Source organism: Vibrio minamisatsumaniensis, from assembly GCF_050337445.1.
Taxonomy (GTDB): Bacteria; Pseudomonadota; Gammaproteobacteria; order Enterobacterales; family Vibrionaceae; genus Vibrio; species Vibrio artabrorum.
The window spans coordinates 14048-40395 of the sequence record NZ_JAKJSY010000027.1 but is presented as its reverse complement, the minus strand read 5'-3'; the positions used below and the strand labels follow the sequence as shown (position 1 = coordinate 40395).

Annotated in this window: 23 protein-coding genes; 12 read left to right on the top strand and 11 right to left on the bottom strand. The window is 43.3% G+C overall.

Going from position 1 to position 26348, the window contains the following annotated elements; all coding sequences use genetic code 11:
* Positions 1–86: 86 nt before the first annotated feature.
* From L4B77_RS07935 to L4B77_RS07925, 3 genes are all read left to right on the top strand, one after another.
* Positions 87–830: a 5-oxoprolinase subunit PxpA gene (locus L4B77_RS07935; RefSeq protein ID WP_429749623.1), complete on the top strand. Its 744-nt coding sequence runs from the start codon at positions 87–89 to the stop codon at positions 828–830.
* Positions 831–920: 90 nt separating this feature from the next.
* Positions 921–1673, top strand: coding sequence for a 5-oxoprolinase subunit B family protein (locus L4B77_RS07930; RefSeq protein WP_429749621.1), 753 nt, complete (start codon positions 921–923; stop codon positions 1671–1673).
* On the top strand, positions 1666–2616 hold the full coding sequence (locus L4B77_RS07925) for a 5-oxoprolinase subunit C family protein (RefSeq protein ID WP_429749619.1): 951 nt from the start codon (positions 1666–1668) through the stop codon (positions 2614–2616). The genes L4B77_RS07930 and L4B77_RS07925 overlap by 8 nt, the downstream gene beginning before the upstream one ends.
* A 132-nt stretch (positions 2617–2748) precedes the next feature.
* Here the strand turns inward: L4B77_RS07925 and L4B77_RS07920 are convergent, their stop codons facing one another.
* The 3 genes from L4B77_RS07920 to L4B77_RS07910 form a co-directional block, all read right to left on the bottom strand.
* The gene (locus tag L4B77_RS07920) at positions 2749–4203 is read right to left on the bottom strand and encodes an FAD-dependent oxidoreductase (protein WP_429749617.1); all 1455 of its coding nucleotides are present in this window, start codon (positions 4201–4203) and stop codon (positions 2749–2751) included.
* Positions 4204–4722: 519 nt separating this feature from the next.
* Positions 4723–7161: an ABC transporter permease gene (locus L4B77_RS07915; protein ID WP_429749615.1), complete on the bottom strand. Its 2439-nt coding sequence runs from the start codon at positions 7159–7161 to the stop codon at positions 4723–4725.
* 1 nt (position 7162) lies between these two features.
* A complete protein-coding gene (locus tag L4B77_RS07910) occupies positions 7163–7837 on the bottom strand; it encodes an ABC transporter ATP-binding protein (protein WP_372092044.1) in 675 nt (224 codons plus the stop codon).
* Here L4B77_RS07910 and L4B77_RS07905 point away from each other — a divergent pair.
* The 5 genes from L4B77_RS07905 (at position 7836) to mrdA (ending at position 15806) form a co-directional block, all read left to right on the top strand.
* Positions 7836–8459 carry an arylesterase gene (locus L4B77_RS07905; RefSeq protein ID WP_429749613.1) on the top strand — a complete coding sequence of 208 codons (624 nt, stop codon included), beginning with the start codon at positions 7836–7838 and terminating at the stop codon, positions 8457–8459. The two genes, L4B77_RS07910 and L4B77_RS07905, sit on opposite strands and share 2 nt — an antisense overlap.
* Before the next feature lie 81 nt (positions 8460–8540).
* A complete protein-coding gene (gene fabV, locus L4B77_RS07900; protein WP_429749611.1) occupies positions 8541–9740 on the top strand; it encodes an enoyl-ACP reductase FabV in 1200 nt (399 codons plus the stop codon).
* Between the two features lie 173 nt (positions 9741–9913).
* Positions 9914–11821, top strand: a complete 1908-nt coding sequence (locus L4B77_RS07895; protein WP_261839991.1) for a sensor domain-containing phosphodiesterase — start codon at positions 9914–9916, stop codon at positions 11819–11821.
* 119 nt (positions 11822–11940) lie between these two features.
* Positions 11941–13596: a P-loop domain-containing protein gene (locus tag L4B77_RS07890; protein WP_429749608.1), complete on the top strand. Its 1656-nt coding sequence runs from the start codon at positions 11941–11943 to the stop codon at positions 13594–13596.
* Positions 13597–13910: 314 nt separating this feature from the next.
* Positions 13911–15806 carry a penicillin-binding protein 2 gene (gene mrdA, locus L4B77_RS07885; RefSeq protein ID WP_429749606.1) on the top strand — a complete coding sequence of 632 codons (1896 nt, stop codon included), beginning with the start codon at positions 13911–13913 and terminating at the stop codon, positions 15804–15806.
* A gap of 115 nt (positions 15807–15921) precedes the next feature.
* On the opposite strand, the gene L4B77_RS07880 is transcribed toward mrdA, so the two are convergent.
* The 7 genes from L4B77_RS07880 to L4B77_RS07850 form a co-directional block, all read right to left on the bottom strand.
* Complete coding sequence (locus L4B77_RS07880; protein WP_429749604.1) at positions 15922–16557, bottom strand: DNA-J related domain-containing protein; 636 nt, start codon at positions 16555–16557, stop codon at positions 15922–15924.
* Positions 16558–16726: 169 nt separating this feature from the next.
* On the bottom strand, positions 16727–16978 hold the full coding sequence (locus L4B77_RS07875) for a hypothetical protein (RefSeq protein ID WP_261839987.1): 252 nt from the start codon (positions 16976–16978) through the stop codon (positions 16727–16729).
* A gap of 21 nt (positions 16979–16999) precedes the next feature.
* Positions 17000–17908, bottom strand: a complete 909-nt coding sequence (locus L4B77_RS07870; protein WP_429749602.1) for a DMT family transporter — start codon at positions 17906–17908, stop codon at positions 17000–17002.
* A gap of 30 nt (positions 17909–17938) precedes the next feature.
* On the bottom strand, positions 17939–19636 hold the full coding sequence (locus L4B77_RS07865; RefSeq protein WP_429749600.1) for an SgrR family transcriptional regulator: 1698 nt from the start codon (positions 19634–19636) through the stop codon (positions 17939–17941).
* Positions 19637–19727: 91 nt separating this feature from the next.
* On the bottom strand, positions 19728–19961 hold the full coding sequence (locus L4B77_RS07860; protein WP_261839984.1) for a DUF3389 domain-containing protein: 234 nt from the start codon (positions 19959–19961) through the stop codon (positions 19728–19730).
* Positions 19962–20049: 88 nt separating this feature from the next.
* The gene (locus L4B77_RS07855; protein ID WP_429749597.1) at positions 20050–20475 is read right to left on the bottom strand and encodes a hotdog fold thioesterase; all 426 of its coding nucleotides are present in this window, start codon (positions 20473–20475) and stop codon (positions 20050–20052) included.
* 268 nt (positions 20476–20743) lie between these two features.
* Positions 20744–21826 carry a site-2 protease family protein gene (locus L4B77_RS07850; protein WP_429749595.1) on the bottom strand — a complete coding sequence of 361 codons (1083 nt, stop codon included), beginning with the start codon at positions 21824–21826 and terminating at the stop codon, positions 20744–20746.
* A 325-nt stretch (positions 21827–22151) separates the two neighbouring features.
* Between L4B77_RS07850 and L4B77_RS07845 the strand changes: the two genes are divergently transcribed.
* Complete coding sequence (locus L4B77_RS07845; protein WP_429749593.1) at positions 22152–22709, top strand: PhnA domain-containing protein; 558 nt, start codon at positions 22152–22154, stop codon at positions 22707–22709.
* A gap of 72 nt (positions 22710–22781) precedes the next feature.
* Here the strand turns inward: L4B77_RS07845 and L4B77_RS07840 are convergent, their stop codons facing one another.
* Positions 22782–23696 (bottom strand): LysR family transcriptional regulator, encoded by a 915-nt coding sequence (locus L4B77_RS07840; RefSeq protein WP_429749591.1) that lies wholly within the window; start codon positions 23694–23696, stop codon positions 22782–22784.
* 176 nt (positions 23697–23872) lie between these two features.
* On the opposite strand from L4B77_RS07840, the gene L4B77_RS07835 reads away from it, so the two are divergent.
* The 3 genes from L4B77_RS07835 to L4B77_RS07825 are packed head-to-tail and all read left to right on the top strand — an operon-like array spanning position 23873 to position 26313.
* Positions 23873–24085 carry a DUF1656 domain-containing protein gene (locus L4B77_RS07835; protein ID WP_261839979.1) on the top strand — a complete coding sequence of 71 codons (213 nt, stop codon included), beginning with the start codon at positions 23873–23875 and terminating at the stop codon, positions 24083–24085.
* A 10-nt stretch (positions 24086–24095) separates the two neighbouring features.
* Complete coding sequence (locus tag L4B77_RS07830; RefSeq protein WP_429749589.1) at positions 24096–24956, top strand: HlyD family secretion protein; 861 nt, start codon at positions 24096–24098, stop codon at positions 24954–24956.
* Positions 24957–24969: 13 nt separating this feature from the next.
* On the top strand, positions 24970–26313 hold the full coding sequence (locus tag L4B77_RS07825) for an FUSC family protein (RefSeq protein ID WP_429749587.1): 1344 nt from the start codon (positions 24970–24972) through the stop codon (positions 26311–26313).
* Positions 26314–26348 lie beyond the last annotated feature (35 nt).

The window sequence follows — 26348 nt, the reverse complement described above, 5'->3', positions numbered from 1 at the left end:
TATCAAAAACTTGAATTACATCACTGTTAAATTTTTTATTTTGTATCAACGTCTTTAAATACCTCTAACATAAAAGGTCAACCCAAGTGACAACCAAGATAATGCTTAATTGCGACATGGGAGAGAGTTACGGAAAATGGAAAATGGGTGACGATGAGTCAGTCATGGAGTGGGTTGATATGGCAAACATTGCTTGCGGTTTTCACGCGTCGGATCCACATGTGATGTCAAAGACCATCAAACTGGCACAGCATTACCGTACTCAAATTGGTGCTCATCCCGGCTACCAAGATTTGGTTGGGTTTGGACGTCGCTCAATCCCACATACCATAGATCAAATAAGTGAATTAGTGTGTTATCAAGTCGGCGCATTACAAGCCCTTTGCCGCTATCACCATGCCTCTGTTGGGTATGTGAAACCTCATGGTGCCCTTTATAACGATATGATGGCGAACATCGATATTTTTAACGCTGTTGCTCAAGCGGTGGCTGAATTTAATATCCCTCTCATGATTCTTTCTTCATCTGATAACCAACAATATTTAGATATAGCAGACGATCACGACTTACCTCTACTGTTTGAAGCATTCGCTGATCGAGCTTACTTAAATAACGGTCAATTGGCGCCACGCACGCAAAAAGGGGCGGTATACGTAAATCAAGATGATATCTATAACCAAGTCATGCAAATCGTTAATTATGGATCTGTAACGACGATTGAGGGTGAGCGACTGTCTATTGAAGCGGATACCATCTGTGTACATGGTGACAACCCCCAATCTACCGCACTGATTAGAAAAATCAGACAAGATCTAAATGTATTGAATTAGTTGGATCCACTAAATCCTATGTACAACTTAGGACATAGCCGTTAGACCGCTAAATTTGGAAACGAAAATATCATAACGAATGGAAAAAAAATGTCGACGAATCCTATTGAATTCAATATAGCGCCTGTTGCTGAGTGCAGCGTGTTAGTGACTTTAACGATACCCCTCTCAGCCCATCGTCGTCCCACCATTTATGCGCAGTATATTGCGCGCGCTTGTGATGCAATTCGTCAAAACCTAGCCACCGTTTTAATGAATGTAACCCCAGCTTACCACTCGATATTGGTTGACTATTTACCTTATCGAATTTCAGAACAGCAATGTATAACACAACTAAATTTGCTGTTAACCCAGACCCTATCTTCATCCATAAAGACCAATGACACGGGCAATATTATTGAATTACCCGCGTATTATTCACTAGAAACAGCGCTCGATTTACATAGATATCAAGAAAAAGGCTTATCACTTAACGATATCATTCAATACCACACCTCACAGACTTACTGCGTCAGTGCCATTGGGTTTATGCCGGGCTTTGCATTCATGTCAGATGTGGTTAGTGAGCTTATTTTACCGCGCCATTCAACGCCTCGCTTAGCTGTGCCAAAAGGCAGTATCGCAATCGCAGGGTCAAAAACAGCGGTTTACCCATCAGAATCACCTGGTGGTTGGAACATTATTGGTCATTGCCCGTTGCCGTTGTTTGATCACCACCAATTAAAGAGTGCACAGGGTACACAACCGTCACTATCACTGCTAAATGTCGGTGATACGGTCCATTTTACATCAATCTCGAAAAGAGAGTTTATCGAGTTAAGTCGAGGTGTCACCAATGGTTAACTCAGCCGTGACACCCACAATTACGGTGATCAAGCCCGGCCCACTTTCTCTTATCCAAGATTTTGGCCGGTTTGGGGTTGCTCATCTTGGCTTAACACAGGGAGGGCCTGTTGATGACTACTCCTATAGTTGGGCAAACCATCTGCTCGGCAATCCTGTTAACCGAGCTGCGTTGGAGGTGACTCTTGGGCAATGTGTTTTAAGAATCGATTATGACTGTGAGATGGCTTTATGTGGCGGTGATTTACAGGCTAAGCTCGATGGTAAACCTCTTGATAACTGGAGCACCTTCCAAGCTTTTAAAGGACAAATTCTCTCATTTGGTAAAGCGATGAACGGGTTGCGGTCATATATCGCAATTAAAGGGGGCTTCCACGTTCCCATGACGATGCACAGTTGTGCGACCGTGACACGAGAAAAGATCGGTGGACTAAACCAAGATGGGCAAGCCTGCCAGAAGGGACAGACTATCAATTTTATCCAACACGATTTATGCCGACCATTTAAAGCCGTGAGCGTCACCTTCCGATATCAACCTGATTACAATTTACCGGTTAACTTAAGAGTGATTGAAAGCTATCAAAGTGCCCTATTTTCAGAATCAGCAAAGAAGACGTTGTATAACGCGCGTTACCTCGTTGACCAACATTCAAATCGAATGGGTTATCGCCTCAGTGGTGACCCCATCACTTCCCCTGACATAACCTTACTATCGGAAGGGATTGCACTTGGTGCTATTCAAGTCCCACCAGATGGACAACCTATCGTGTTGCTTAATGATAGACAAACCATTGGTGGCTACCCGAAAGTAGGATGTGTTGCAAGAATCGACCTACCGCGCTTAGCACAAGCAAAAACTGGACATGCGATAACATTTAGCAAAGGCGACCGTTTGGGCTTGCAAGAGGTTTGGTGTCAATGGGCGCAATTTTTCGGTTATTAGTGGTTTTATTTTTATGTATTTCAATAAGCAAAATAACGAAAGAAACGTCTCAATTAAAAATCCAGCTGACGGTTAACCATAAGCTGGATTTTTTGCGACTGAATTTAAGCGGTTTGAGGTTTGCTACACTTTTTAAACGCGATTTTGCCCAAAAACTTTGGCGAGAGCATCTGGATAACCCCGCTCTTTTGTCAAACCTATGGCTCTGTTTTCTATATCATTCGAATTTAGTGACATTGTCACTTGGTGGGTATCTTCAATCGATACCGCCTCCGCAATATCAAACCAATGCTCAGCCACTTTTTGGGCTGCCTCTAACGTTGAGGATGCTTTTACGACTTCAAGCCGCGCATAACGGTCACCGCAGAATGAAACGTCTGACGCTCTTAAACTCGGATCGGCTCCAGGGATCTGCTGCGCACCAAACAGAGGCTTACCTCCAACCCGTGCGGAACGAAAGCTGGGTATGAACTGAGACATATGTCTAATAGCGGCTCGAGTTCTGAGCTCTAACTCCTCTTCACTCCAACCAGAAACGATTTTCTTAAGAAGCTTCGATGGCAGTTGAGGCTGTGAAGAGTCGGTAGACGATGAAACCAACCCGCCTTCAAACAGAGTGATCCCTTCAGTCATTCCGTGAAGCTGAAACACTCCGTCTGCGTACGGCGTTAATTGAGCCATACCTTGCGGTGTCCCTCTTGGACCATGAAAGATAACCTCTGGCCACTCTTCCTGACACTTTTGGCCATATGGCCACTCAGTCACGTAGGCGGCTTTAAATTCAACCAGTCGTTGTTGCTTAGAACCCACAAAGTCATCCACAATGCCGGTTTCGAAGCCACTGGCGTTAATTAAATAGTCGGTAGTGAGTTTGCAGCGTTGGTTATCAATATCGGTATAGGTCAAAGACCAACCTTGCCCCGTAGATTCAACCGATTGTAAGCGGCTGTTGGTCAACACAGTACAATTGGGCTGTTGTTCTAAAGAAAGCTGAGCCGTCGCAGAGAGTCGGAACACACTCCAACCGTACTCTTGAACCATAACAACAGGATACTTAAGCGTCTCTAAATCGGTATGTTTTGCAAAAGGAATACACCAATCATCGAGTGATGTCGGTTGCTGAGGTTGCGTTCTCTCTGCTATCGCTAACAAGTCCTCTTTGCTATACAGCTTGTAATAGTCTTGTGGGCGACCAAGCACTTGGTGGTTTTGATCTTGGTTTACAAGCTCTGTATAAGCATGCTTGATTGTTTTCAAGCGAGGAAGTAGATCCAACGGTTCCCCACCATCACTATGTGGGACAGCGATAATGGTCGGACGAATGTTTATCGTATGAGGAAATAAACGCACGGTATCAATGGACTGCCTAAGCAACTGAAGACACTGTTCTACCGAAATATCGCGATATAAATTGCCCCCCGCATGCAGGTGGCAAATGGGTGGCCCATTCACCAAACTCGGTCCTTTTTCCAAGAGAGTGACCTCAAAGCCCAACTCGCTAAAGTGAATCGCACTTGTCGTTCCGGCTATGCCACCACCAACAATAGCAATAGAAGGTTGAATTATATCCATTTTGTTGTGGCTCATTGTGTTCTGTTGGATAGGATTAACTGACGTCATTCTACTTTTGTTCTGCTCTGAATTAAAACACATTTTTATCAAGGTCTTAGCTTAACCGTTATTATTAACGGCACAAAAAACATAAATAACCTCTTGACTTAATAACTCAGGATCGCGTGTTAAAGGTTATTCTAACGGCCATATTTGTCTTAAGTGACGCCACATAAAGGCTGCCTCATTACTCGTAAAACCGTGCGGTCAACTTATCCCTAAAGTTATCCACTGTTTTTGTGGATAACTGTTGATAACGTTCTTGCACAAATGCGCAACCCCTTTGTTTACAGGGACTAACCGTTGTTCATTAAATCTGCGTTATTGAACAATTAGTTTTTAAAAATGCTGAAAGATGCCGATTTTAAAGTGCAAATCTATCACTTTTGCATTGAATTAAGCCAATAAAAAACGGTCTAGATTGAGAACGAAATAATTGGCCCATAACTCAGTACCAATTATTTCGTTTAACACCGTTTCTGACTCATCGAAAAATCAACTGAAATCCTTGCTGACGGGTGCCAATAGACGCTGAATTAAACTGCTTACTACACCTGCAAGTGTTATAAAGGTAACAACGGGTAAAGCAATCCATAGCATAGGGTGAAGTGAAGGTTCCAATTCAAAACCGAAACTCATTACTCCAGCCACACTAAGCTCTGCTGCTAATGAAGCAATGGAGCCAGCAACGAATGCCATCAACCCATATTCACACCAAATGGTGTTTAGGATACGTTTCTTGCTTGCTCCTAATGTGCGGTATAAGCGTATCTCTTGCTGTCTTTGAGACAAACTCAACCTCAGCAGAGTAAAAATGAGCAAGAGTCCAGCGACAACACCTAATGCAGCCAACACCGTGATTGACCAAACAATTTGCTTGAGTAACTCTTGAATCTTGCTGCCCATCTTACGAATATCCATCAAACTTACGGTTGGATGATTTCGGGAGAGTTCGTTTAGCATTTGACTGTGTTGGTCTTCGAGCCTGAAGCTCACCAACCAAGTCGAAGGAATCGATCTCAAAACATCCGGTGTAAAAATGAAATAAAAGTTAGGTTTCATTTCACGCCACTCTACCTTTCGGATGCTGTTGACGTTTGCAGAAACACTTTGGCTATTAATCGTAAACGAGAGTTCGTCACCTATTTTCAACCCAAGCTGTTCTGCGACATCAGATTCAACCGAGACGCCCTGCTCTCTTGTCCAATGCCCTTTTAATACTTCATTATACTCAGGTATTGAATCGCCCCACGTGAAGTTAATTTCACGTCGAAGCGCATCCGTTTCATTTGCGGTATCACTGTATTCGGACGCCTCGACCCCATTGATGGTGGTCAGTCTTCCTCGAATAATTGGAAACGCCTGAGTGCGTTCGACGTCGTTCGCATCAAGGGCCATAAGGTAACTGTCTTTCTCATAGCTCGCAATGTTGAGAGCAAAGGCATTCGGCGCGTTCTCAGGAAGGGTTTGTTGCCAATCTGACAATAAATCACTTCTTACTAACCAAATGATCGATAACAACATTAAAGATAACGCCAAACAACCAATTTGGATGCCCGTTGCTAATGGTGTACGGTTGATTCTGCTTAGCGCTAAGCGCATTGATGTTGACGTTGGCAGTTTGCCTAAAAGACGCAAGACAACGGTACTGACTATCGCAAGAACTAAGAACAAACTCACGATACCTACTAAGACTATCCACACCAGCATGTTATCGCCGTACATCAGTATCATCGGAATCATTGGCACGAGTAACAGGAGATATTTCTTATCGCTTTCATTTGATCGATGACTCGATTGGATGACACTAATTGCAGAGGTGTTGACTAACCCGAGCAACGGAATACCCAGTGCAGGAACCCCAATTAAAATGCTCGACACAATGGCTAACATCGCGGGTTCAATGCCATAGCTAGGAAGTGGTGACGGTAATAACTCTCCTAAAGGTATACGCAGTAAAAATTCTAAACCTATCCCTATCGTGATCCCTAAGGCTGCACCGATAAGCACCAATAACGATACCTGTATCGATAACCATTTGATGATCCAAGGTTTATTCGCCCCGAGGCTTTTTAACATGGCGATGGTTTTTCGACGGCTTGCCACGTAATGTTGGCAAGTTAACACCAAAGTCGTTGCAGCCATGATGACCACGATAGCCACCGTGAGTGATAAATATTGTTTGGTACGTTCAAACATATCGTTGGTGCGACTGGCTGAATCTTTCGTGCGCCAGCGATCGCTCGGAGTGAGTTCAATACTGTTTTGGGCTGCTTTTAATTGTGTTTCATCACCGTTCAAAAACAGCCTATAACTCACACGACTGCCCGGTTGAATCGCGCCAGTGGCTGCGACATCGTGTTTGTGAATCAACACGGCAGGCATCTGTTGGAAAGGATTAAAACTCAAACCAGGCTCTTGCACGATACGCCCTGTTATCGTTAAATTGGCATCGCCTACAGTGACAGCGTCACCTATTTCGACATCCAACTGAGCAAATATACGTTCATCGAGCCAAAGTTCACCCGGCTCAACATGGTGGCGAATAACTTTACCCGCCCCTTCCAATATCATCTCGCCGCGCAGTGGATAATTGCTTTCTAACGCTTTAACAGTAACTAGCTGCATCGAACTATCACTGAATGCCATGGTTGAAAAGCGAGTTAACTGAGCGCTGTCTAACTGTTCAACACGAGTAAGATCCAGTAATGCTTGAGGAATGGGGTTGGCAGAGACAAACACGCTATCGGCCGTTAACGCGTCCTTTCCCTGCTTAACAATCACCTGCTCCATACGCTCGGCCAGCGCTGACAACGCGAACACGCAAGCAATAATCAACGTTAAAGCCATTGATACTGGCCATAGTTGCCCATGACGAATTTCTTCGACGCTCCATGACAGCAAGCGTTTGTTGAGTCCCTTAGATGAGTTCAATTTAAACTTCCTCGATATGACCCACATGCATTTTCAACGTGCGTTGACAACGCTGTGCGAGTTTAGGATCGTGTGTCACCAGAACAAGCGTCGTGCCATGCAATGAATTCAGTTCAAACAGCAGTTCAACGATGGTTGCTGCCGTTTGTTGGTCGAGGTTGCCGGTTGGTTCATCAGCAAACAACACTTTTGGCTTGATCATGAAAGCACGGGCTAAAGCGACCCTTTGCTGCTCACCACCAGAAAGCTGTGATGGCAAATGCCCGAGCCTATCTTGTAAACCAACAGACTCTAATAAAGCCGTTGCGCGCTCAATATCTTCATCCTCACCTTTCAACAAACAAGGTAACGTGACATTTTGCAGTGCAGAAAGGCTTGGAATCAACAGAAAACTTTGGAAAACAAAACCGACAGATTCGCTGCGAATGTTAGCTCTTGCTTCATCATCAAGCTGTGACAAAGGCTGTCCCAATAAACTGATTTCGCCCTTCGTAGGAACATCAAGGCCAGCAAGTAACGTCATTAGAGTCGATTTTCCGGCACCGGAGGTCCCGACAATTGCCACGCTTTCACCTTCACGGATATCAATATTGACGTGTTCTAATATTGTTAAATGTTCTTGATTAGTAGACACTGTCTTGGAAACAGCTTCAGCTTTTATGATGGATGTATGCATGACTCGACTCATTTCCTTTTTATTTATTTTTTTATTTTCAACGGCTTCTTTGGCTCAAAGCTCTGCGTTAGAGAAAAGCGCCACGCTACTGGTACTTGGCGATAGCTTGAGTGCGGGTTACAACATGGATATCAAGCAAAGTTGGCCAAGTTTATTACCGGACGTGTTAGCGAACTATGACAAAGCGGTCACGGTCGTTAACGGGAGCATTTCTGGTGATACAACGGGTAATGGATTAGCACGTTTACCGCAGCTCCTTGAATCACATACGCCCGACATCGTACTCATTGAACTTGGAGCTAATGATGGGCTTCGTGGCTTTCCACCCAAACTAATGTCAGCAAATTTGGAAAAAATCATTGATCAGGTCGTCTCTGCCGGTGCCAAACCGATTATGATGCAAATTAAAATTCCGCCGAATTACGGTAAGCGTTATAACCAGCAATTTGAATACGTTTATACGTCTCTTTCTGATCATAAAAACATACCGATTTTGCCTTTTTTTCTAGAGCATATCATTCTAAAACCCGAATGGATGATGAACGATGGGCTGCATCCAAAACCAGAGGCTCAACCTTGGATCGCTGAATTTGTCGCCAAAGAATTATATCAGTATCTTTAGGTTTTAATGGTCTAGCTCAATAAAGTTTACACAGCTTTACGTTAAACTGAATGCATATCACTGTTAACTGTAAGGTTATTTATGCTGATCGAACCAATTATAAAGGGTGTGGTTGCCAAAAGTGCTCACCCTCTTGGCTGTCAAGAAGCTGTAAAGCAACAAATCAAGTTTGTTAAGAGCGCGCCGCAAATCAAAGATGGCCCTAAACGAGTACTGATTATCGGCGCTTCCTCAGGCTTTGGCCTTGCCGCTCGTATTGCGCTTACCTTTGGCGGCGCCAAAGCTGACACGATCGGTGTCTCATTCGAGCGTGGGCCTAATGAAAAATCATTAGGCAGTGCTGGTTGGTACAACAATATCTACTTCAAAAAAAAAGCCGAACTTGAACAACGTACCGCGATTAACATTGTTGGCGATGCCTTTTCTACCGAGACTCGAGAGCAGGTAATTGAAGCTATAGAAACCTACTTTGAAGGTGAAGTCGACCTGGTGATTTATAGCTTAGCCGCAGGAGTAAGGCCTAAGCCAAACTCTGAAGAATTCTGGCGGTCTGCGATCAAACCGATTGGTGAAAGCGTTACTGGCGCCACCATTTCTCTGGAACACGACAACTGGGTGACCAATACCCTTGATTCCGCGACGGAAGAAGAAGCCGAAAGCACACTTAAGGTGATGGGTGGCGAAGATTGGGAACAATGGATAGATGAGCTCATCAACGCTGAATCTATTGCTCCGGGTTGTAAGACAATCGCGTTTTCTTATGTGGGTCCAGAAGTGACACACCCTATCTATCTCGATGGTACTTTAGGGCGCGCTAAGATCGATCTTCATCAAACAAGCCACGCATTGAACCTTAAACTCGCAAACTTCGGCGGTAATGCTTATGCCACTGTGTGTAAGGCGCTGGTCACTAAAGCGAGCGTATTCATTCCAGGTTTAAGTCCTTATCTGCTTGCGTTATATAAAGTGATGAAAGAGAAAGAGACGCACGAAGGCTGCATTCAGCAAATGCAGCGTCTGTTCAGCAGCAAATTATATGGGCAAGAAAAGGTGCCGCTTGATGGCGAACGACTGATACGAATCGATGAGTGGGAACTCGATCCAGAAACACAAGCTCATGTGAGTAAACTACTGGAAGCCATGAATGAAAACAACTTCCAATCAATCGGCGATTATAAAGGATTTAAAGAAGAGTTTTTACAGCTAAACGGGTTTGCTCAACCATTGGTAGATTATAATGAGCAGCTTAACCCCCAAGAATTTGTAAAGTTGATCCCCTAATCGAAACGGCTCTCATAACTGAGACCTCGATTCATTTTTAAAAGCCTCCGCATAATTGCGGAGGTTTTTTCTAACAACCTTTCTTATACTTCCTATACAAAGATTCTCATTTTTGTTCACCCAGATAAGCACAGGATGTGTAGATGCTTTTAGCATAGTCGACTCGGAGTCATATGAAGAAAATTAAAACTCTAGATTTAGATATCCCAAAAGATATGGAGTGCGGTTGGCAAAATATTGTGGACCTGTTAGCTCAGATTGTTCAAGTGCCATCGGCACTGATTATGCGCGTTCATACTAATTATATTGAAGTTTTCTCGACGAGCCACAATAAGGAAAACCCTTACAACAAAGGTAATTCTGAAACATTAGGCAGCGGGCTTTACTGTGAAAGCGTGATGGAGTCTCAACAACAGCTCATGGTTCCTAACGCTTTGGCTGACCCTAAATGGCAAAATAACCCAGATATAAAGCTAGGTTTAGTCTCGTATTGTGGTATTCCCTTACTTTGGCCAAACGGTGAGATCTTTGGCACCATATGCATTTTAGATTCAAAAGAAAACCACTACACACCGACTTACATCAAATTATTACAAAGTTTCCGTACTTCCATAGAGTCTCAGCTGACAACTCTGTTCCAACACGCGAAGTTGACTCAGGTGAATCGCGAATTAATCCATCGAGTTCATACTCGAACCAAGGATCTCGCAAGTCTCAATTATTCATTAAACCAAGAGATCGATAAACGCCGTTCCGCGGAAAAAAAGATTAATTTCCAAAAGAATTACGATCAAGGTACCGGTTTTTTGAACCGCAGTGCATTTGAGTGTGTCTTAAATCAAAAGTTATTATCTAAAGCAAAACTGACGGGGTGTTCATGTGCGGTCATTCATATCGGATTCACGAACGGTAGGCGCATACAAGCTCGTTATGGTTATAACGCTTTAGACCAAGTGCTTATCGAATATCGACGACGGATCAACAGCATTGCTGATCTTGAAGTATTCACTGGACGCCCTACTTCGATCGATCTGGTACTTGCGTTCAATGTAAAAGATTTACGGCAACGCCTCGAACAACTCTGTCAGACTTTGGTCACTGTAGGTCATTCCGAATTCACGGTCGATGATGACAAAATTCATTTACATGCCTTTATTGGGATTGCGATTGCTGAACAGGAAGATGATGCGGAAATTGTGATGAAAAAATCCTCTGAAGCGATGCTTGCCTGTAAAGACTCTGGACAAAAATTCGCTTACTATTCTAAATCTCATACTGAAATGCAGAGTCATATCAATAAGATTGAGAGCTATTTGTTGCACGCCGTTCGTAACGATGATCTTATGCTCAATTTCCAACCCAAAGTGTGTCCTTTAACTCATCGTTGGGTCGGTGCTGAAGCTCTACTACGTTGGCGTCACCCTATTTTAGGGGATATCTCTAACGAAACCCTGATACACATGGCCGAGCAAAATGGTCTTATTTTTGAAGTAGGGAGTTTTGTTCTACGTAATGCGATTGAAAAAGCCAAAGAGTGGTCAGAACACGTCAAAAACTTCAAAATGGCCGTCAATGTGTCAGCGGTACAACTTAAGAATGCGCACTTCGCTGAGCAAGTCACTCATCTATTAGACACTTATCACCTTGATCCTCATTTCTTAGAGCTTGAAGTCACCGAGAGTGGATTGATTGCCGATGAAGTGGTGGCAAAGAACACACTCGAATCGCTGCACGACATTGGCGTGACGCTGTCACTCGATGACTTTGGTACAGGTTACGCCTCTTTTAGCTATCTGAAAAAATTCCCTTTCGATATCATAAAAATTGATAAGAGCTTTATTGACCAAATGCTACTCTCCAATGAAGACTCTGAAATTGTCAGGTCCATCGTTCAAATTGCTAAAAAGCTCGACTTAAAAGTCGCAATGGAAGGCATAGAGTCCGAAGCTCAAGAGAAATTTATTCTCAATGAAGGTTGTGATATCGGGCAAGGCTTCTTTTACGGTAAACCGATGTCGAGCCAAGAATTTGAACACAGCTTAATCAATCAAAACTATTTAGGGACGACCCGTTACGCTTAAAACGAAAAAGATCAGTTAGTTTTGGATTTAGGCCGAGTTTCTCTTTACTCTATAGGTGGTGATTTTTATAATCGCCGCCTTTCTGTTTTATCTTTCCCCTTATATAGGCATTCCTCGTTATGGATCAGTTGACTGCAAAGCTTAAAAAGCTCGAAAAACAAAACTACCGTGCATATCAACAAATTAAAGGTCAATACGACTTTGCTGATTTTGAATTACACATCGACCACATCCAAGGTGACCCTTACGCGTCAGCTTCTCGTTTTCGTGCAACGCGCGCGTGGTCTTTGACCGGGTTAGATTGGCTGAAAGAAAAATCTTACGAATACCAAGTCGCCGCTCGTGACTTTATCGCACGTAGCTTCTCTGAGTTCGCGAAACAAGAATCGACCGTGTCTATCGCCTTGACGGGTCAAACGGTATTAGACCACACTGCCGTTGTTTTCACAGAGCACGGTATCGAAATTCGTTTTCGTATTAACCTGCCGGCAGATGGTCGCAGTATCCTTGCAAAGAAAGCCATTAACATTATTACCTTCTATTTGCCTAAGTTTATTCGTCGTGCGACGCTGGAGCGTGAACTCAACATCGATGTGATGATCAAGCATTGTGAAACCATTGAAGACCAAGAAGCGCTGCGCGCTCAATTAAATGAACATAACCTAGCGGCATTCATAGCGAACGGGAGTATCTTGCCACGTATTGCCGGCAACTGTGACCTTCCGATGAAAGACGCGGTACCTTTCGCAGCGCCAGACTCGTTGAGTGTTACTTTAACTACTCCAAACCAAGGTGACGTGACCGGTCTAGGCATTCCAAAAGGCATTACGCTGATCGTTGGCGGTGGTTTTCATGGTAAATCGACACTTTTGAACGCTATTGAACGTTCTATCTATAACCACATCCCTGGTGATGGACGTGAAGGTATCGTAACGGCAATGGATACGATGAAAATTCGTGCGGAAGATGGTCGATGTGTGCATAACTTAAATCTGTCAAACTACATCAACCATTTACCGATGCAGAAAGACACGTCTGATTTCAGCACTCAAGACGCTTCTGGTTCTACGTCACAAGCCGCTTGGTTGCAAGAATCGATTGAAGCCGGAGTTCAAACTCTACTTATCGATGAAGATACGTCAGCGACTAACTTTATGATTCGTGACGAGCGCATGCAGGCTCTTGTCTCTAAAGGTGATGAGCCTATCACCCCTCTTGTTGACCGTATTGGCCAACTGCGCGACGAGATGAACGTATCTACCGTCGTCGTCATGGGAGGATCCGGTGATTACCTAGACGTAGCAAATACCGTTATACAAATGCATGACTACCAAGCCGTCGATGTGACAGAAAAAGCACAAGCCGTGATTGCTCAGCATCCAACTCAGCGTAATAATGAATGCGAAACGGCTTTAGAGATGTTTGTTCCGCGACCATTGAACCGTGCTTCCCTAATGAAGATTCTTACCGATGGTAAGTTCCGCGTAAACGCTAAAGGCAAAGAGTCACTCAGATTTGGTAAAGAGTTCGCGGATCTCTCTGCGCTTGAGCAATTAGAGTCCACTTCAGAGGTTAATGCGATTGGGTGGGCTTGGTTCCAGTTCGCTCAACAACCCGGTTGGTCAGACAATCCAGCAAAAGAGTTTAACGCAATTTTAAGTGATGAATGGTACGCAAACATGCCTAAGTATGGCGACTTAGCAAAACCAAGAACATTGGATATTATGGCGGCTCTGAATCGTATGCGTAAATCTCAGTTTAAACCTTCACACTAGGTATAATCTACAACTGCATTAATGATTATCATTACCTGTGGCTTTCATGAATGAGAGCCACTTTTGTATTGCTCCCTTCTTGAATTTTTATTGGTGCGTAAGCTCAACAAAAAAATCAAAAAGACGATACCAAAAAGCAAAGATTCTAACGCTAACTCGTCATAAATACATCATATGATCAACAACACACTTATTTATCCCTGTTATCTTGGACAATCTTACAAATCATGACATAGCTTTTACAAAACTATAGTGATATTCGGATAAAGTTCTGATTCTACAAATGTAACTAAACGTAAAAACCTGAGGCTTTAATGAACCACAAACGCGTAAAAATGCGTGATCATAATAGCGAAGTCAAACTATTTAGAAACCGAGTAATCGTCGCATTTGCTGGGATATTAGTCTTCACACTCGTTTTAATTGGAAACCTATACCGACTCCAAGTAGAAGAGTTCAAAAGTTATCAAACGCGAGCGAATGGTAACAGAATTAAAGTGCTCCCTATCGCTCCTACGCGTGGTTTGATCTATGACCGAAATGGCGTTTTATTAGCTGAAAACAGGCTCGTTTATGATTTGAGCATGATTCCAGAGAAAATTGATAATGTTGAGGATATGCTCGAAAAACTCAACAACTATATTCCACTCAACGATGAACAAATTGCCAGTTTCAATAAGCGCTATCACAATACGCGCCGATTTAAGCCTGTCACCATATTAGACAATCTCACTGAAGAAAATATCGCTAAGTTCTCTGCCCACCAATATCAATTTCCTGGCTTGTCGATTAATACAAGTCTAAGACGTTTTTACCCTAACGGTGAGGTGCTCACTCATATGTTGGGCTATGTTGCACATATCAATGACAGTGACTTAAGAAAACTGCAAGAGCAAGGTAAGGATGCGAATTATCAAGCGACTACCACCATTGGTAAGTTGGGCATAGAAAGGTACTACGAAGATTTGCTACACGGACAAAAAGGCTATCAAGAAGTAGAAGTTAATAGCCGTGGCCGTGTCGTAAGAACCATCGAGTATGTGCCACCAATCGCAGGGAAAGATATTGTTCTTAATATAGACATTAAGTTACAAAAATACGTATTCGAACAACTTAAGAATCGCCCAGGCAGCGCCGTGATTTTGGATCCTAAAGACAATAGCGTATTGGCGATGGCATCCAGCCCTAGCTATGACCCAAATCTATTTGTTGATGGTATTTCGACTAAGGAATATCAAGCTTTATTGAATGACCCAGCTCATCCGTTAATCAATAGAACAACTTTAGGTGTCTATCCACCCGCCTCGACCGTAAAACCATTTATGGCTGTTGCGGGGTTACAAGAGCATGTTATTTCGCCAAATACCATCCGTAACGATCATGGTGTTTGGCGAATACCAGGCTCTAAATCCAATTCTAAAGCATGGCGAGATTGGAAACGTTGGGGGCACGGACCGGTCAATGTAACGAGAGCGATTGAAGAGTCCGTTGATTCATTCTTCTATCAAACTGCGTTTGATTTGGGTATCGATCGTATTTCGACTTGGATGAATCGCTTTGGCTTTGGTAAGCCGACAGGGATTGACATCTATGAAGAGAGCAATGCCAACATGCCAACCCGTGAATGGAAAATGATGCGCTACCACACACCTTGGTACCAAGGTGATACCGTTCCAATCGGTATTGGTCAAGGTTATTGGACGTCGACACCTCTTCAATTGGCCAAAGCTACCTCTATTTTGATCAATCACGGTAAAGTAATGCCTCCCCATATTCTAAGAGCGACCTTGGATCATGGAGACCCCTTTGATACTCAAACCCTTGTTGTACCAAAGCCGATGAAATCGATTGAAGAAGTACCAGACGCAATTTGGGATATTCCAATCAATGCAATGAGACTGGTGAATAATGGCAGTCGAGGAAGCGGTAGAAGAGCCTTTAAAGGGGCTGACTATGTAAGTGGTGGAAAATCAGGAACCGCGCAAGTATTTGATTTGGCTAAAAATCAGATATACAACTCGAAAACACTCGCAAAGCACTTACTCGATCATGCGCTCTACACCGCGTTTGCACCGTATAAACATCCTCAATACGTCGCAACAGTGGTCATTGAACATGGTAACGGTGGCTCAAAGATCGGCGCTCCATATATTCGCAAAGTACTGGATTACGCCTTTAAACATCAGAAAGACAAACCTCAAGAACATTGATTGCGTGTAAGCTAACGCTTAACGGATGGATTCTATTGACTAAAAATCCCCTTTATACGGGAATTTTTATGTATGTTCAGTGCAATTAAAGTCGTCATAATTAAAGTGCAACCACCTAGCGCCTCAAGACATGCCATGCTTCACATAATGTCTGAAACTTAGCCGTATTGCCCTCATCCCTATCTGGATGCCAGCGTAGTGCAAGACGTCTCCAGCGCTTTCGTATGTCTTGATGAGTTGCATCCAATGGCAATTCAAACAAACGGAGTGCATGGCTTCTGTCCATATCGGTTTCACTGCCACCGACAAACCTCTTGTAACGAGTCCAAAACTCATTCAACAACCTTTTTACTTCACCCTCATCCGCTTCATAGTTGATCCAGTTGATGTAGTAATCACGCAGTGGGTCGTTGAGATCAATTGTATGAGTGTTGCCATGATAACGTCCACTCATCAATACAATGTCCATGGCTTGAACCTGCAACCAACTGTCTGGATACAAGGTCTCTTGCAACTGGTAGAGTGCATTCATGATCAAAAAGTTTTTCTTAAACAGCTCTTTTTCTGGCGTAGGATCGAGTGCAGGCATTAAACCAAGATCATTGAGGTGCGTCGCCAGCGTATGAACTTTCCAACCGCCCGACTGATGTTTCAGCACTTCCATAATCGGCCAAAGCAAAGGGTTTTCCATATGAAATTGGTTAATTATGCTGCTATCTTGATGGCTTGCTGTATTGGGCTTATCTACCATAGTTAAGTGAACTCATTACCAGATGCATTAATGAACTTCTATTCAAGATGATTTATATGTATTTTTCGAGTCACAAATCATCACATACTGCTCCTTGCTTTGACCTCGGCTCACAAAGTAAAACAACGAGCCCGCTCTAATGTCATAGCCAATAGGAGCTGTGGTTGGATTATTTCATCGTTACCTTACCGCCAATAAACTTGTAAGCTGGTGTACCTCGAACCAAGGTGTCTCGCGCAAATTCAATCCCACATTGAGGGCACATACACGACTCGGTCGTGAAATCTTCAACGATGCGTTCCTTAAAGCACTTCACGAGTGCGCCTTTGCCACCTTTCCGATACTTAAAAAGTTGCGTTTTGCATTTGGCACAGAAAATCTGAACCGTCTTGGTCGGTTGTTTCTTGTTTGGTTTAGCCATAGACGTTAATGATTGTACTCTTTATTTCTTACGTTTAGGGGCAACAAGAACCAAGCTGATCCCAAGCAAAATAACGGTAGAAGAAATTATAAATTGTATTGTGACAGGTTCAGAGAGTATCAAAACACCGCCGAGTGTCGCGATGACAGGCACGGACAGCTGCACAATGGATGCAACCACGGTATTCAGTTTTTTCACCACGTGATACCACAAGCTATACCCTACACCCGAAGCCACCGAGCCCGAGATAACCGCGTAAATCAAACCTTGCTCACTGATAGAGACTTGAGGCATTGCATTTGGTATTAGAACCAGAAGGCTTAAACCGACAAAGATAATGAGCGAGCTAAATCCGAAGTTAGCGGTCGTCGATTGCAGTGCGTTTAAAGATTTCTTTCCTGCCAATGTGTAAATGCCCCACCCAACTCCGGCCAGAGACATCAAGATGATAGAAACTGAGTCTGGAGTCTGTGTCGATTCCGTTGGCATTAACAAGTAAACAAGCCCTGCCACAGATAACAAACACCCGGCCCACTCAAGTAATGACATTTTGTTTCCAGAGAACCAGTGCGCGGCGATCATCGTAAATTGAACGGCGACAAACAACACCAGAGCACCAAGACCTGCGCCAAGCTCTAAGTAAGCAAATGAGAAACCAAACATATACACGAGCAGTGATAATATTGATGTGAATTGAAACTGTAACTTCAGCTTTGTATATACCGATGTGCTGTTGTTTGCTAACTTTTGTTTAGACTTAGATTGGCAAGATAAAGTGCATAAAATCAGAAGTGTAAGCGCACCAGACAAGATGCGCACGATCGAAAAACTCAAAGGATCAATCGCTTGATCCATTAAAGCCCAACGGCACAAGACTGAATTTGCCGCAAATGCCACCAGCGTAATCAATGTGAGAATCACAGTTTGCATTGTATTGCCTTGATAGCGTTTATTCACGTTTTAGTCAACGTCAGGCTTTACCCAAACTTGGCTAAAATCGAACCAACCTAACGCATTACATTTAGCGTTTTGTAATGTACCGCACTGATCTTTGTTTACACCTAACCAACAATGAAACATCGGAATCAGTTGATTGCTTTGCACAAGTTGCTTACCTAACTGCCTTGCCGGGAATTGCTCAAATTCACCCGATCGCCAACGATCAATCATGTGGCACCATTGTTCGAAGTCTTCTGCTGGGCTAGATTCATCTAAAAAACTGTAATCCATCAACCACCCCGCCAACGCATCATCTCTATTGTTCGCGATACCCATTGGGTTAATCCAAATATCAACATTATCGGCGTGTGGCGGAACGATTTCGTAACCCAAAAGCTCAACATCAACATTGTATTGCTTCAACACCGTAACGATGGCCTTAGCCAGTGTTGGGAACATTGTGTGCTGGCATTGATATGCCAATTTTATACTCGGTTTCCCATTGGCGGGTGGACAAGGACAAACCGGTGTCTTGAGTTTGATGTCATACCAACCAGGTTTAATTCCATAAGCATGTAGCACACCCAAATCAATAACCGTTTCTTTCGGGATATGTACAAACAAATCAGCTGCGTTCAAAGCGTTGGATAAGAACTCCGCCCACTGTGGATCTTGTGCAATACCCTGCTTTCTATTCAGCAATAAATAGGTACAGCCCGGATCGAGTTCGACCTCATCGCTGTCTCCGCGATCAGCCATTACCGGTTTAGAAAGGCTTGGATAAACCATTGAAGAATAAGCTTCATCGACCACCCAAACCTCTACGCGATCAATCAATGGTCTGAAACCAAAGTAACCATTGAAAGCGGTTAGCACGAGTTGCTTCTCGTCGTTCTTATCAATGCGATACGGACCGGTACCAATCGGTCGAATATCATAGTCTTCACCGCGTAAAGTCATCGGTAAAGTGACTTTAGCGATCGATTCCGTTAAGGCAAGGGGAAAATATTTATCAGGGCGAGTTAAGAAGACATCGACAACGCAGTTTGCCGGTGAGGAGACATCTTTAATATGAGAGAACATATTGAGCGGTTCGAGTGCAAGAAGTGTATCCACCACATGACTCGTTAGTAGAGGCTCCCCATTGTGAAAACGAACCCCCGGACGCAGGAAAAATCGCCATTGATGATCACTGATTTTTTGCCATGAATGAGCAAGATCGGGTTGTAGCTCGTCGTTTTCGTCTAGGCGAGTTAAACCACTGAATACCTGACAAGCGATGTGCTGTTCAGAACGGCGCATTGATTTAGTGGGGTTAAGCATGGAGAGCGGTCGATAGTAAGGCAAACGAATAACTTGTTCACCTTCTTGATATTGCACTCCTAAGTAATTTTGAATCACTTGAGTCAGCTTGGCAGCGTTATGGTCGAGTACTGAGAGAGCTTGTCCGATTTTTCCTTCTTGCAAGTAGCGACGTGCCAAGTTTTCACTAACGTCACAACGATTCTGTTTAAAGATCAGTTGAGATAACTTCCCTCGACCAGCCGCAGGTAACCATTCTACCCACCCTTCTTCTTCAAGCTTGTTCAATACCATTCGGGCATTACGACGAGTACAACAGAGAACGTCCGTTATGTCGTCGAGCTGAACATCAGAATCTTTACCGTCAAAGTATTCAAATAGGGTTTCAAATTGAACACGAAGTCTTGGGCTACTCATAAAGAGGAAAACTTATTCAAAGGATATTAAATTCAGTTTCCCTATTTTATGAGCCAAAATCAATCGAAATAAACGCATTTATTGCCCGTCATTACATCACATCACAGCCGATTTCATTGGCGATATCGCGAAGCTGTTGCTCGTTGTCTAATTTTATCGACCATTTGCACTCAGACCCGTTGGCAGAAATAACGTTTGCCCCTTTTCCGATCAGTTGAATCGCGTCAACCTGTGCGTGCAGTGTTACTCTATGCTCACCATCCAGACGAACAACCAACTCATGTGCGGTCGCAATCACTTTTCCGCTTTTAAATGTAATGACCATGGGTTTCTCTAACTAAAATGCACCGTTTATAGATGACGTTAATAAGCTTAAGGTTGGGTCGCATACTGTTCCCAACCTATGTGTCGAGTTAGCGTTTGTACTTCTTCACGGCAATGGTTAAGCGGCTAGTACAAACCAAGCGTTGACGCTCATCTGTGATATTTATCTGCCACACTTGAGTAGATACACCAAGGTGAATCGGCTTAGCCGTGCCTATAACATACCCTTCACGCATCGATCGAACGTGATTTGCATTGATATCGAGCCCAACGCAATAGTAGCCATCTGGCACGCAAAAGTTTGCTGCTAGTGAACCCAGTGTTTCCGCTAACACCACCGATGCGCCGCCATGAAGCATACCCAGAGGTTGGTGCGTAAAATGGCAAACCGGCATGGTTGCAACCAAAGCGTTGTCGTTGACCTCGGTGTAAACAATGTTGAGATGTTCAATTAAGGTATTTTTTGAGGTCGCGTTGAAGGTATCTAAGTCAACGGGCTTTTTCCAAATACTCATGTGGGTTCCTTAATGATTAACTTTTTGTCACACGTCGCTTTATTACCGATCATGGTTATTAACAGCGATAACATAAGTTAATGTTAACATGCATAAAAAACGAAGACACAAAGGATATTGTATGACGTCATGGATGAAGTATGCCTCGCTTCATTACTGACGTCGCATTAGACGCCTCGGAATACCAACAATACCGAGGCATAGTGAAGTTATCGAGGTTTTTAACAAGCTAGGATGACCCGTTATTGACTTCGATTGGTATCACTGGTTAAGTCCCCAGAATGTGTAATGGTAGGCTTAATAGCTGATCACCGGTCGATGCAAAATACCAGATAACACCGATCAAGCTGCTCACTAAACCCACGTACCAGAGGAATGCTACGACTTGACCGTATTTGTCTAACGGCAACAAGTGACTGTGATGACGCCCTTTCCATTCGAAGAGTATTTCAACACTGCCCATGATCAATAAGAAACCAAATAGAGTTAAATTCAACTGATAACTCAATACCACGCCAGCCACAGCAGCCGCGACACACAGTACGATACCAAGCATACTGTTCATCGAGAAACTGATACTTTTGAGAACATGCCCGCCATCAAGAGGCAAAATAGGTAGCAGGTTGAATAGGTTTAATAAAGCGTTAAATACCGCAAGGCCGGCAAAAAACATTTCGCCAGTTACCCAATACAACACCATAAAGAGTAAAGACAATATCAGGCCGAACAATGGCCCCATGATTGAGATAACCACATCTTGCCAGCGCGTATTAATCTTTTCATCGGACAGCGCCAAACCACCAAGGAATGGGATTAAGTAGATCCCTTTGGTTTTCATGCCAAAGTATTTCATCGCTCTGATATGACCGTACTCATGGAACATTAAACAAGCGATTAAGGCCAAAGCAAACTGAATTGAAAACAACCATGAATAGGCCGCTAAACTCGCAGAAGCAAGTACGACCTTGATTAGCTTGGCGCTTTTTAGCGCCTTCATACCAAGCGACACCAATCCAATCAAGCTAAAACGCTTTTCCGGCTTAGGCGCGACAACCGGGGTTTGTTGCTCGATATCTTTAGTGTTTCGATTGCCTTCGGTAATAGTTTGGCCATTGACCGATGCTTTATACGTCATCTCAAACGGTTGCCATTGAACGGTTGATTCAACGTGACACTGCAACGTTCCTTCGCCCGACCGTAATGTAAATGCATGTGTTCGTGCGTCTTCTTGGTCAGTAGTCGCATCTAACTGAGACACCAAAGTATTATCCCAATATAACTGTTGCCAGCCTGCCATTGACCCTTCTAATCGAAGCGGTTTCCCAAGAAACTCTATCGCGAGTAATTCCAAACTAAAATTCCAAATTAAAGACTTCTAACAAGAGTCGATATTATGCCGATTTAGCGATTAACGGTAAACATAAACAAAGTTGTTACATATTGACCAGTTGAATACTTACTGTCTATCTACACCAAATGCTAGGCTAACCGCAGCCATTTTTACCTCATCAACGACAGTAACTGCGCTAGCTCATCGTTTTTATTAAAACTTAAAACACCAATGGTTGATCTCAGCTAAAATTAATCAAGACAGAATACCGTACGACCTCTTTCTTTATTGCTAATAAAGTGGATAATAGCCCGGTAATTTAATACCTAATATATGTGAGTCCATTATGTCTTCTGAAGCTACTATGCTAGAACGCTGCCAATCTAAATGTGAACTATGTGGTTCTGATTCTTCTCTTACTGCATACGCAGTGCCGCCACACAGCCACGTAACAGTGGATCACGGCATCATGGTATGTGACAAATGTCTTGGTGAGATTGACGATCCTAAAGATATCAACCACTGGCGTTGCCTGACTGACAGTATGTGGAGCCAAGAATCGCCAGTTCAAGTAATGGCATGGCGTCAACTTACTCGTCTGAACTCTGAAAGCTGGGCTCAAGACGCACTAGACATGATGTACCTTGAAGAAGAAACATCAGTTTGGGCACAAATCGGCATGTCTGCTGATGACAAGCCTCTTGACGTGAATGGCGTAGAGCTTAAAAAAGGTGACGACGTAACAGTAATCAAAGACTTGCCAGTCAAAGGGACTAACCAAGTGATTAAGCAAGGTACTGTTATCCGTGGTATCAGTGTTGGTGACGATCCTAAGCTTGTTTCTGGTAAAACAAACGGCGGTCAATCAATGTACGTCATCGCTGAGTTCTGCCGTAAAAAGTAATTCTTCTTTTCGCTGAACAAAATCTAAAAAGGCGCTAATCAATAATTAGCGCCTTTTTAATATCTCAAATTTTCACGACTTAAAACGATCAATAAGTTGCTCGCGGTACTCTTTAATGACCGACACCAAAGAGCCTTTGATACCACTGACTTGTTTCGAATGCGGACACCACAACGCGAATCCAAATTTGAATCCTTCCACCATTTGCGCAGAGTGAATGGGCTCTATTGAATGTTTTGAAAATTCAGAGTCGGTAAAAAAAGCTTTAGGAAGAAGCGCCCACCCGAAACCCTCTTCAAGCATTTTTATCACTAACGAAAGCTGATCAATCTCTTCATAGTCAGAGCTCACGATAATCTTTTCAGACATCCCTTCATCAATCAGAGACTTCAATACGAACTGTTTAGAGTTCTTTAGTGCCACCAACACTTCGTCTTTATCCATATTTGAGAGTTCTCCCCCTTTCTGTCCGAATGGGTAGAACTCAAAGTGACCAAGGAAAGTAGAATCAAAACTGTGCATTGCTCGGCTATTATGAGCATTCACAAGTCCAAAGTGATACTCCCCGCTTTGTATCCCTTGTTTGATTTCGTTCTTATTCCTAACCAGGAAGTTCACTCGCATCATGGGATAGTCGTGCTTAAGTCGTTTGCGTATATCGACCAAAACACGTTGTGGAACGAAACTCGAATACGCAATTGTAATTTTCTCTAGCCCACCATAAGAGAGGCTCAACGCCACCTTGTCAAAAGTACGAGCTTGTTCAATCGTCTGTTTTGCGTAGTGATAAAGGAGGTGTCCGTCCTCAGTCGGTTCAACCGATCGCCCGACCCTATTAAAAAGACTCACCGCAAGATGATCTTCCAAGTTTGTAATCACCTGACCTACGGTCGTTCTGTGCTTGTTGAGCTTTACCGCCGCCTTGCTAAATGACCGTTGTTCATAGACGGTCACAAACGCGAGAAGTTGTTCAATACTAAAGTTCATTTTGATGTGCTTACTTTCTTAGTTATAGATGACGGAATCGCCCGACCTCTCCGCTTTATCCTTGCCTAGTATATACCTAAAAACCGTATTTTGATGGATCTGATCCTCTATATGCGATTATCTGAATGGTAAAAACTCATTTATCGTTAACTGATTCAAACAACAGAGAAAAGAACATGAACACAATGCCACATGAGCTTGCGTGGGGTGAGATCTACTTCCCTCCTTTGCTATTGGTTATCGCGTTAGCTTATGTATTGACGATATTGACTGGCTCAATCGTGACAAAACTTGGGTTACATAAATATGTCGCTTTTCCTGCAATTGCCGAATTAAGCTTGATCGTAATTTTCGTCGGCGTTATCGGTCAATTCATCACCATCTTCTGAGGCATTCACCTTGATTAAACGTTATCTCATCACGCTACTACTGGTCATTGCCGCAAGCTTTGTGGTTTATCGCTATTACCAATCTTATTCAAGTAATCCTTGGACTAGAGATGGTCAGGTCAGCGCATATATCATTTCAATTACTCCCCGAGTGACAGGGCAAGTGACTAAAGTCCATATTGAGGACAATACACAGGTGGCGAAAGGCGACTTGCTGTTTGAGATCGACCCAAGCATTTATCAAGCGGCCTACAATAAAGCGTTAGCGACCCAAAAACAGGCTCGTGCGCTATTAGCGAAAGCGAAAAACGAAGAGCAACGTGCGTTGAACTTAGAAAAGAGAACGCCTGGCGCTATGCCTGTGCTGACATTGAATAACCTGAATAATGCGGTTGAGACAAATGCAGCAAACGTTGCACTAGCAAAAGCCAATGTTGAAGAAGCGCATTTAAATCTTGAATACACTAAGGTGTACGCGCCAACAAACGGTTACATCACCAACTTAAACCTACGAGAAGGCTCTCAAGTCGTCGCGAATACACCAGTAGTGGCGCTGATCGATGAAGACAGTTTCTGGATCGAAGGCTATTTCAAAGAAACTGATCTGGTTAATGTTAGCCCTAACGACAAAGCGCTTGTCACTCTTATGATGCACAATAATATTCAACTGGAAGGCCATATCAAAAGCATTGGGTTTGGTATTGCAACACAAGACGGCAGCACTGGTCATGACCTTCTTCCTAACGTAAACCCAAACTTTCAATGGATCCGTCTTGCTCAACGCATACCCATCAAAGTCGCACTCGATAACGTGCCTAAAGACTTACAACTTCGCGTCGGCATGACCGCTTCAATCAAAATAATCAAATAGTTGGATGACTTTTATGTTCAGTGCATCAACCAAAGAAGCGATTAAAGCGGCTCTCGCGATTGTTATTTCTATCTGTATGGCATTGTGGTTTCAATGGGAGAAACCCTATTGGGCGGCTATTGCGGTAGCAGTCATGGCACTGAACGAGAGCTTTGCTCATTCAATAAACAAAGGCCACAACCGATTAATGGGCACCTTGTTAGGAACGGGCTATGCCTTTTTCTTGATTGCGATGTTTTCTCAAGACCGTTTTCTATTCCTGATGTTTTTCACCTTATTTCTCGCTCTCTGCATCTTCATGTCGAGTGATGATAAATACGGTTATGTCTTTTCTATAGGCTTTGCTGTCTGCTCGATCATCGCTTTCATGGGTGGCTTCGATAACCAAATTACTTTCTACTTTGCCGTACTGCGAATACAAGAAACTCTGCTAGGCGTTATCACCTTCTCGGTGGTTTATCGTCTAATCTGGCCGGTAAGCACTGAACAGAATTTTGTCCAACGATTTGAAACAAGCCGACAAACACTGATAACAGCAATGCGCGATACCAACAACCTTGATATAGAAGCCTTAGAGTCCAATACCGCTAATATTGAAAAGCTCTATCAACTGTTGGATTTGCCGCTTGCTGGCAGTTATCACCTAAAAGAAAATAGTCGCGCATGGCGTTTACGAATCAACGAAATGGCGCATATTCAAGATCGTCTGCTTGAACTCGCCGCAGATGAACTGACTCAACCGATTGATTGGCTAGCACTCACTGAAAAAATGGAAAAACTAGAGTTAATGACACCAAACTCGTCATTGATTGATGAAGTGCCATTTGTAATGAGTAAGAAGAAAAACGCTTCTTGGTACCCTGAGCACCGTACGTTTGTTCAACACCTGAATGAAGATGGAAGAAAAGTCTTACAAGGTGTCTTGATGTTTATCACGTCGTTATTGGTTTGGATATACCTGCCTGTACCGGGTGGTTTTATTGCTGGCGTATTTTCTTCAATGCTTCCAACTATGCCGCCAAGCGTTATTAAGGATGCGTTTTTTGGGGTTATTGGAACAGGTACGGTTATCTTACTTCAATACATCTTTATGATGCCGATGATGACTGAATTGTGGCAATTGGCGCTGTTCTATTTCATCAATAGCATCGTGATATGGAAAGTGTTTGCGACACCAAAACTGATGGTACATCGAATACTTGGCATCAACCTGTTGGTCGTACTGACATCTGGCGCGCTTAATCTAACACCGGTTTATCAGATTCAAACACCATTGCTGATGTTAACCACACTGCTCATTATTTTAATGATAGGCAAATTATTTACAGACCTATTTAGAGTCAAAAGTGTTGCTTAATCTCAACGCTCGTATGGTTTAAGTTGGGATAAGAA

What these genes read in the sequence shown, in the direction of transcription:
- L4B77_RS07930 (WP_429749621.1), top strand. Translation starts at nt 921, where the DNA reads ATGTCGACGAATCCTATTGAATTCAATATAGCGCCTGTTGCTGAGTGC.
- L4B77_RS07925 (WP_429749619.1), top strand. Translation starts at nt 1,666, where the DNA reads ATGGTTAACTCAGCCGTGACACCCACAATTACGGTGATCAAGCCCGGC.
- L4B77_RS07920 (WP_429749617.1), bottom strand. Translation starts at nt 4,203, where the DNA reads ATGAGCCACAACAAAATGGATATAATTCAACCTTCTATTGCTATTGTT.
- L4B77_RS07905 (WP_429749613.1), top strand. Translation starts at nt 7,836, where the DNA reads ATGACTCGACTCATTTCCTTTTTATTTATTTTTTTATTTTCAACGGCT.
- L4B77_RS07910 (WP_372092044.1), bottom strand. Translation starts at nt 7,837, where the DNA reads ATGCATACATCCATCATAAAAGCTGAAGCTGTTTCCAAGACAGTGTCT.
- fabV (WP_429749611.1), top strand. Translation starts at nt 8,541, where the DNA reads ATGCTGATCGAACCAATTATAAAGGGTGTGGTTGCCAAAAGTGCTCAC.
- L4B77_RS07895 (WP_261839991.1), top strand. Translation starts at nt 9,914, where the DNA reads ATGAAGAAAATTAAAACTCTAGATTTAGATATCCCAAAAGATATGGAG.
- L4B77_RS07890 (WP_429749608.1), top strand. Translation starts at nt 11,941, where the DNA reads ATGGATCAGTTGACTGCAAAGCTTAAAAAGCTCGAAAAACAAAACTAC.
- mrdA (WP_429749606.1), top strand. Translation starts at nt 13,911, where the DNA reads ATGAACCACAAACGCGTAAAAATGCGTGATCATAATAGCGAAGTCAAA.
- L4B77_RS07880 (WP_429749604.1), bottom strand. Translation starts at nt 16,557, where the DNA reads ATGGTAGATAAGCCCAATACAGCAAGCCATCAAGATAGCAGCATAATT.
- L4B77_RS07875 (WP_261839987.1), bottom strand. Translation starts at nt 16,978, where the DNA reads ATGGCTAAACCAAACAAGAAACAACCGACCAAGACGGTTCAGATTTTC.
- L4B77_RS07870 (WP_429749602.1), bottom strand. Translation starts at nt 17,908, where the DNA reads ATGCAAACTGTGATTCTCACATTGATTACGCTGGTGGCATTTGCGGCA.
- L4B77_RS07865 (WP_429749600.1), bottom strand. Translation starts at nt 19,636, where the DNA reads ATGAGTAGCCCAAGACTTCGTGTTCAATTTGAAACCCTATTTGAATAC.
- L4B77_RS07860 (WP_261839984.1), bottom strand. Translation starts at nt 19,961, where the DNA reads ATGGTCATTACATTTAAAAGCGGAAAAGTGATTGCGACCGCACATGAG.
- L4B77_RS07855 (WP_429749597.1), bottom strand. Translation starts at nt 20,475, where the DNA reads ATGAGTATTTGGAAAAAGCCCGTTGACTTAGATACCTTCAACGCGACC.
- L4B77_RS07845 (WP_429749593.1), top strand. Translation starts at nt 22,152, where the DNA reads ATGTCTTCTGAAGCTACTATGCTAGAACGCTGCCAATCTAAATGTGAA.
- L4B77_RS07840 (WP_429749591.1), bottom strand. Translation starts at nt 23,696, where the DNA reads ATGAACTTTAGTATTGAACAACTTCTCGCGTTTGTGACCGTCTATGAA.
- L4B77_RS07835 (WP_261839979.1), top strand. Translation starts at nt 23,873, where the DNA reads ATGAACACAATGCCACATGAGCTTGCGTGGGGTGAGATCTACTTCCCT.
- L4B77_RS07825 (WP_429749587.1), top strand. Translation starts at nt 24,970, where the DNA reads ATGTTCAGTGCATCAACCAAAGAAGCGATTAAAGCGGCTCTCGCGATT.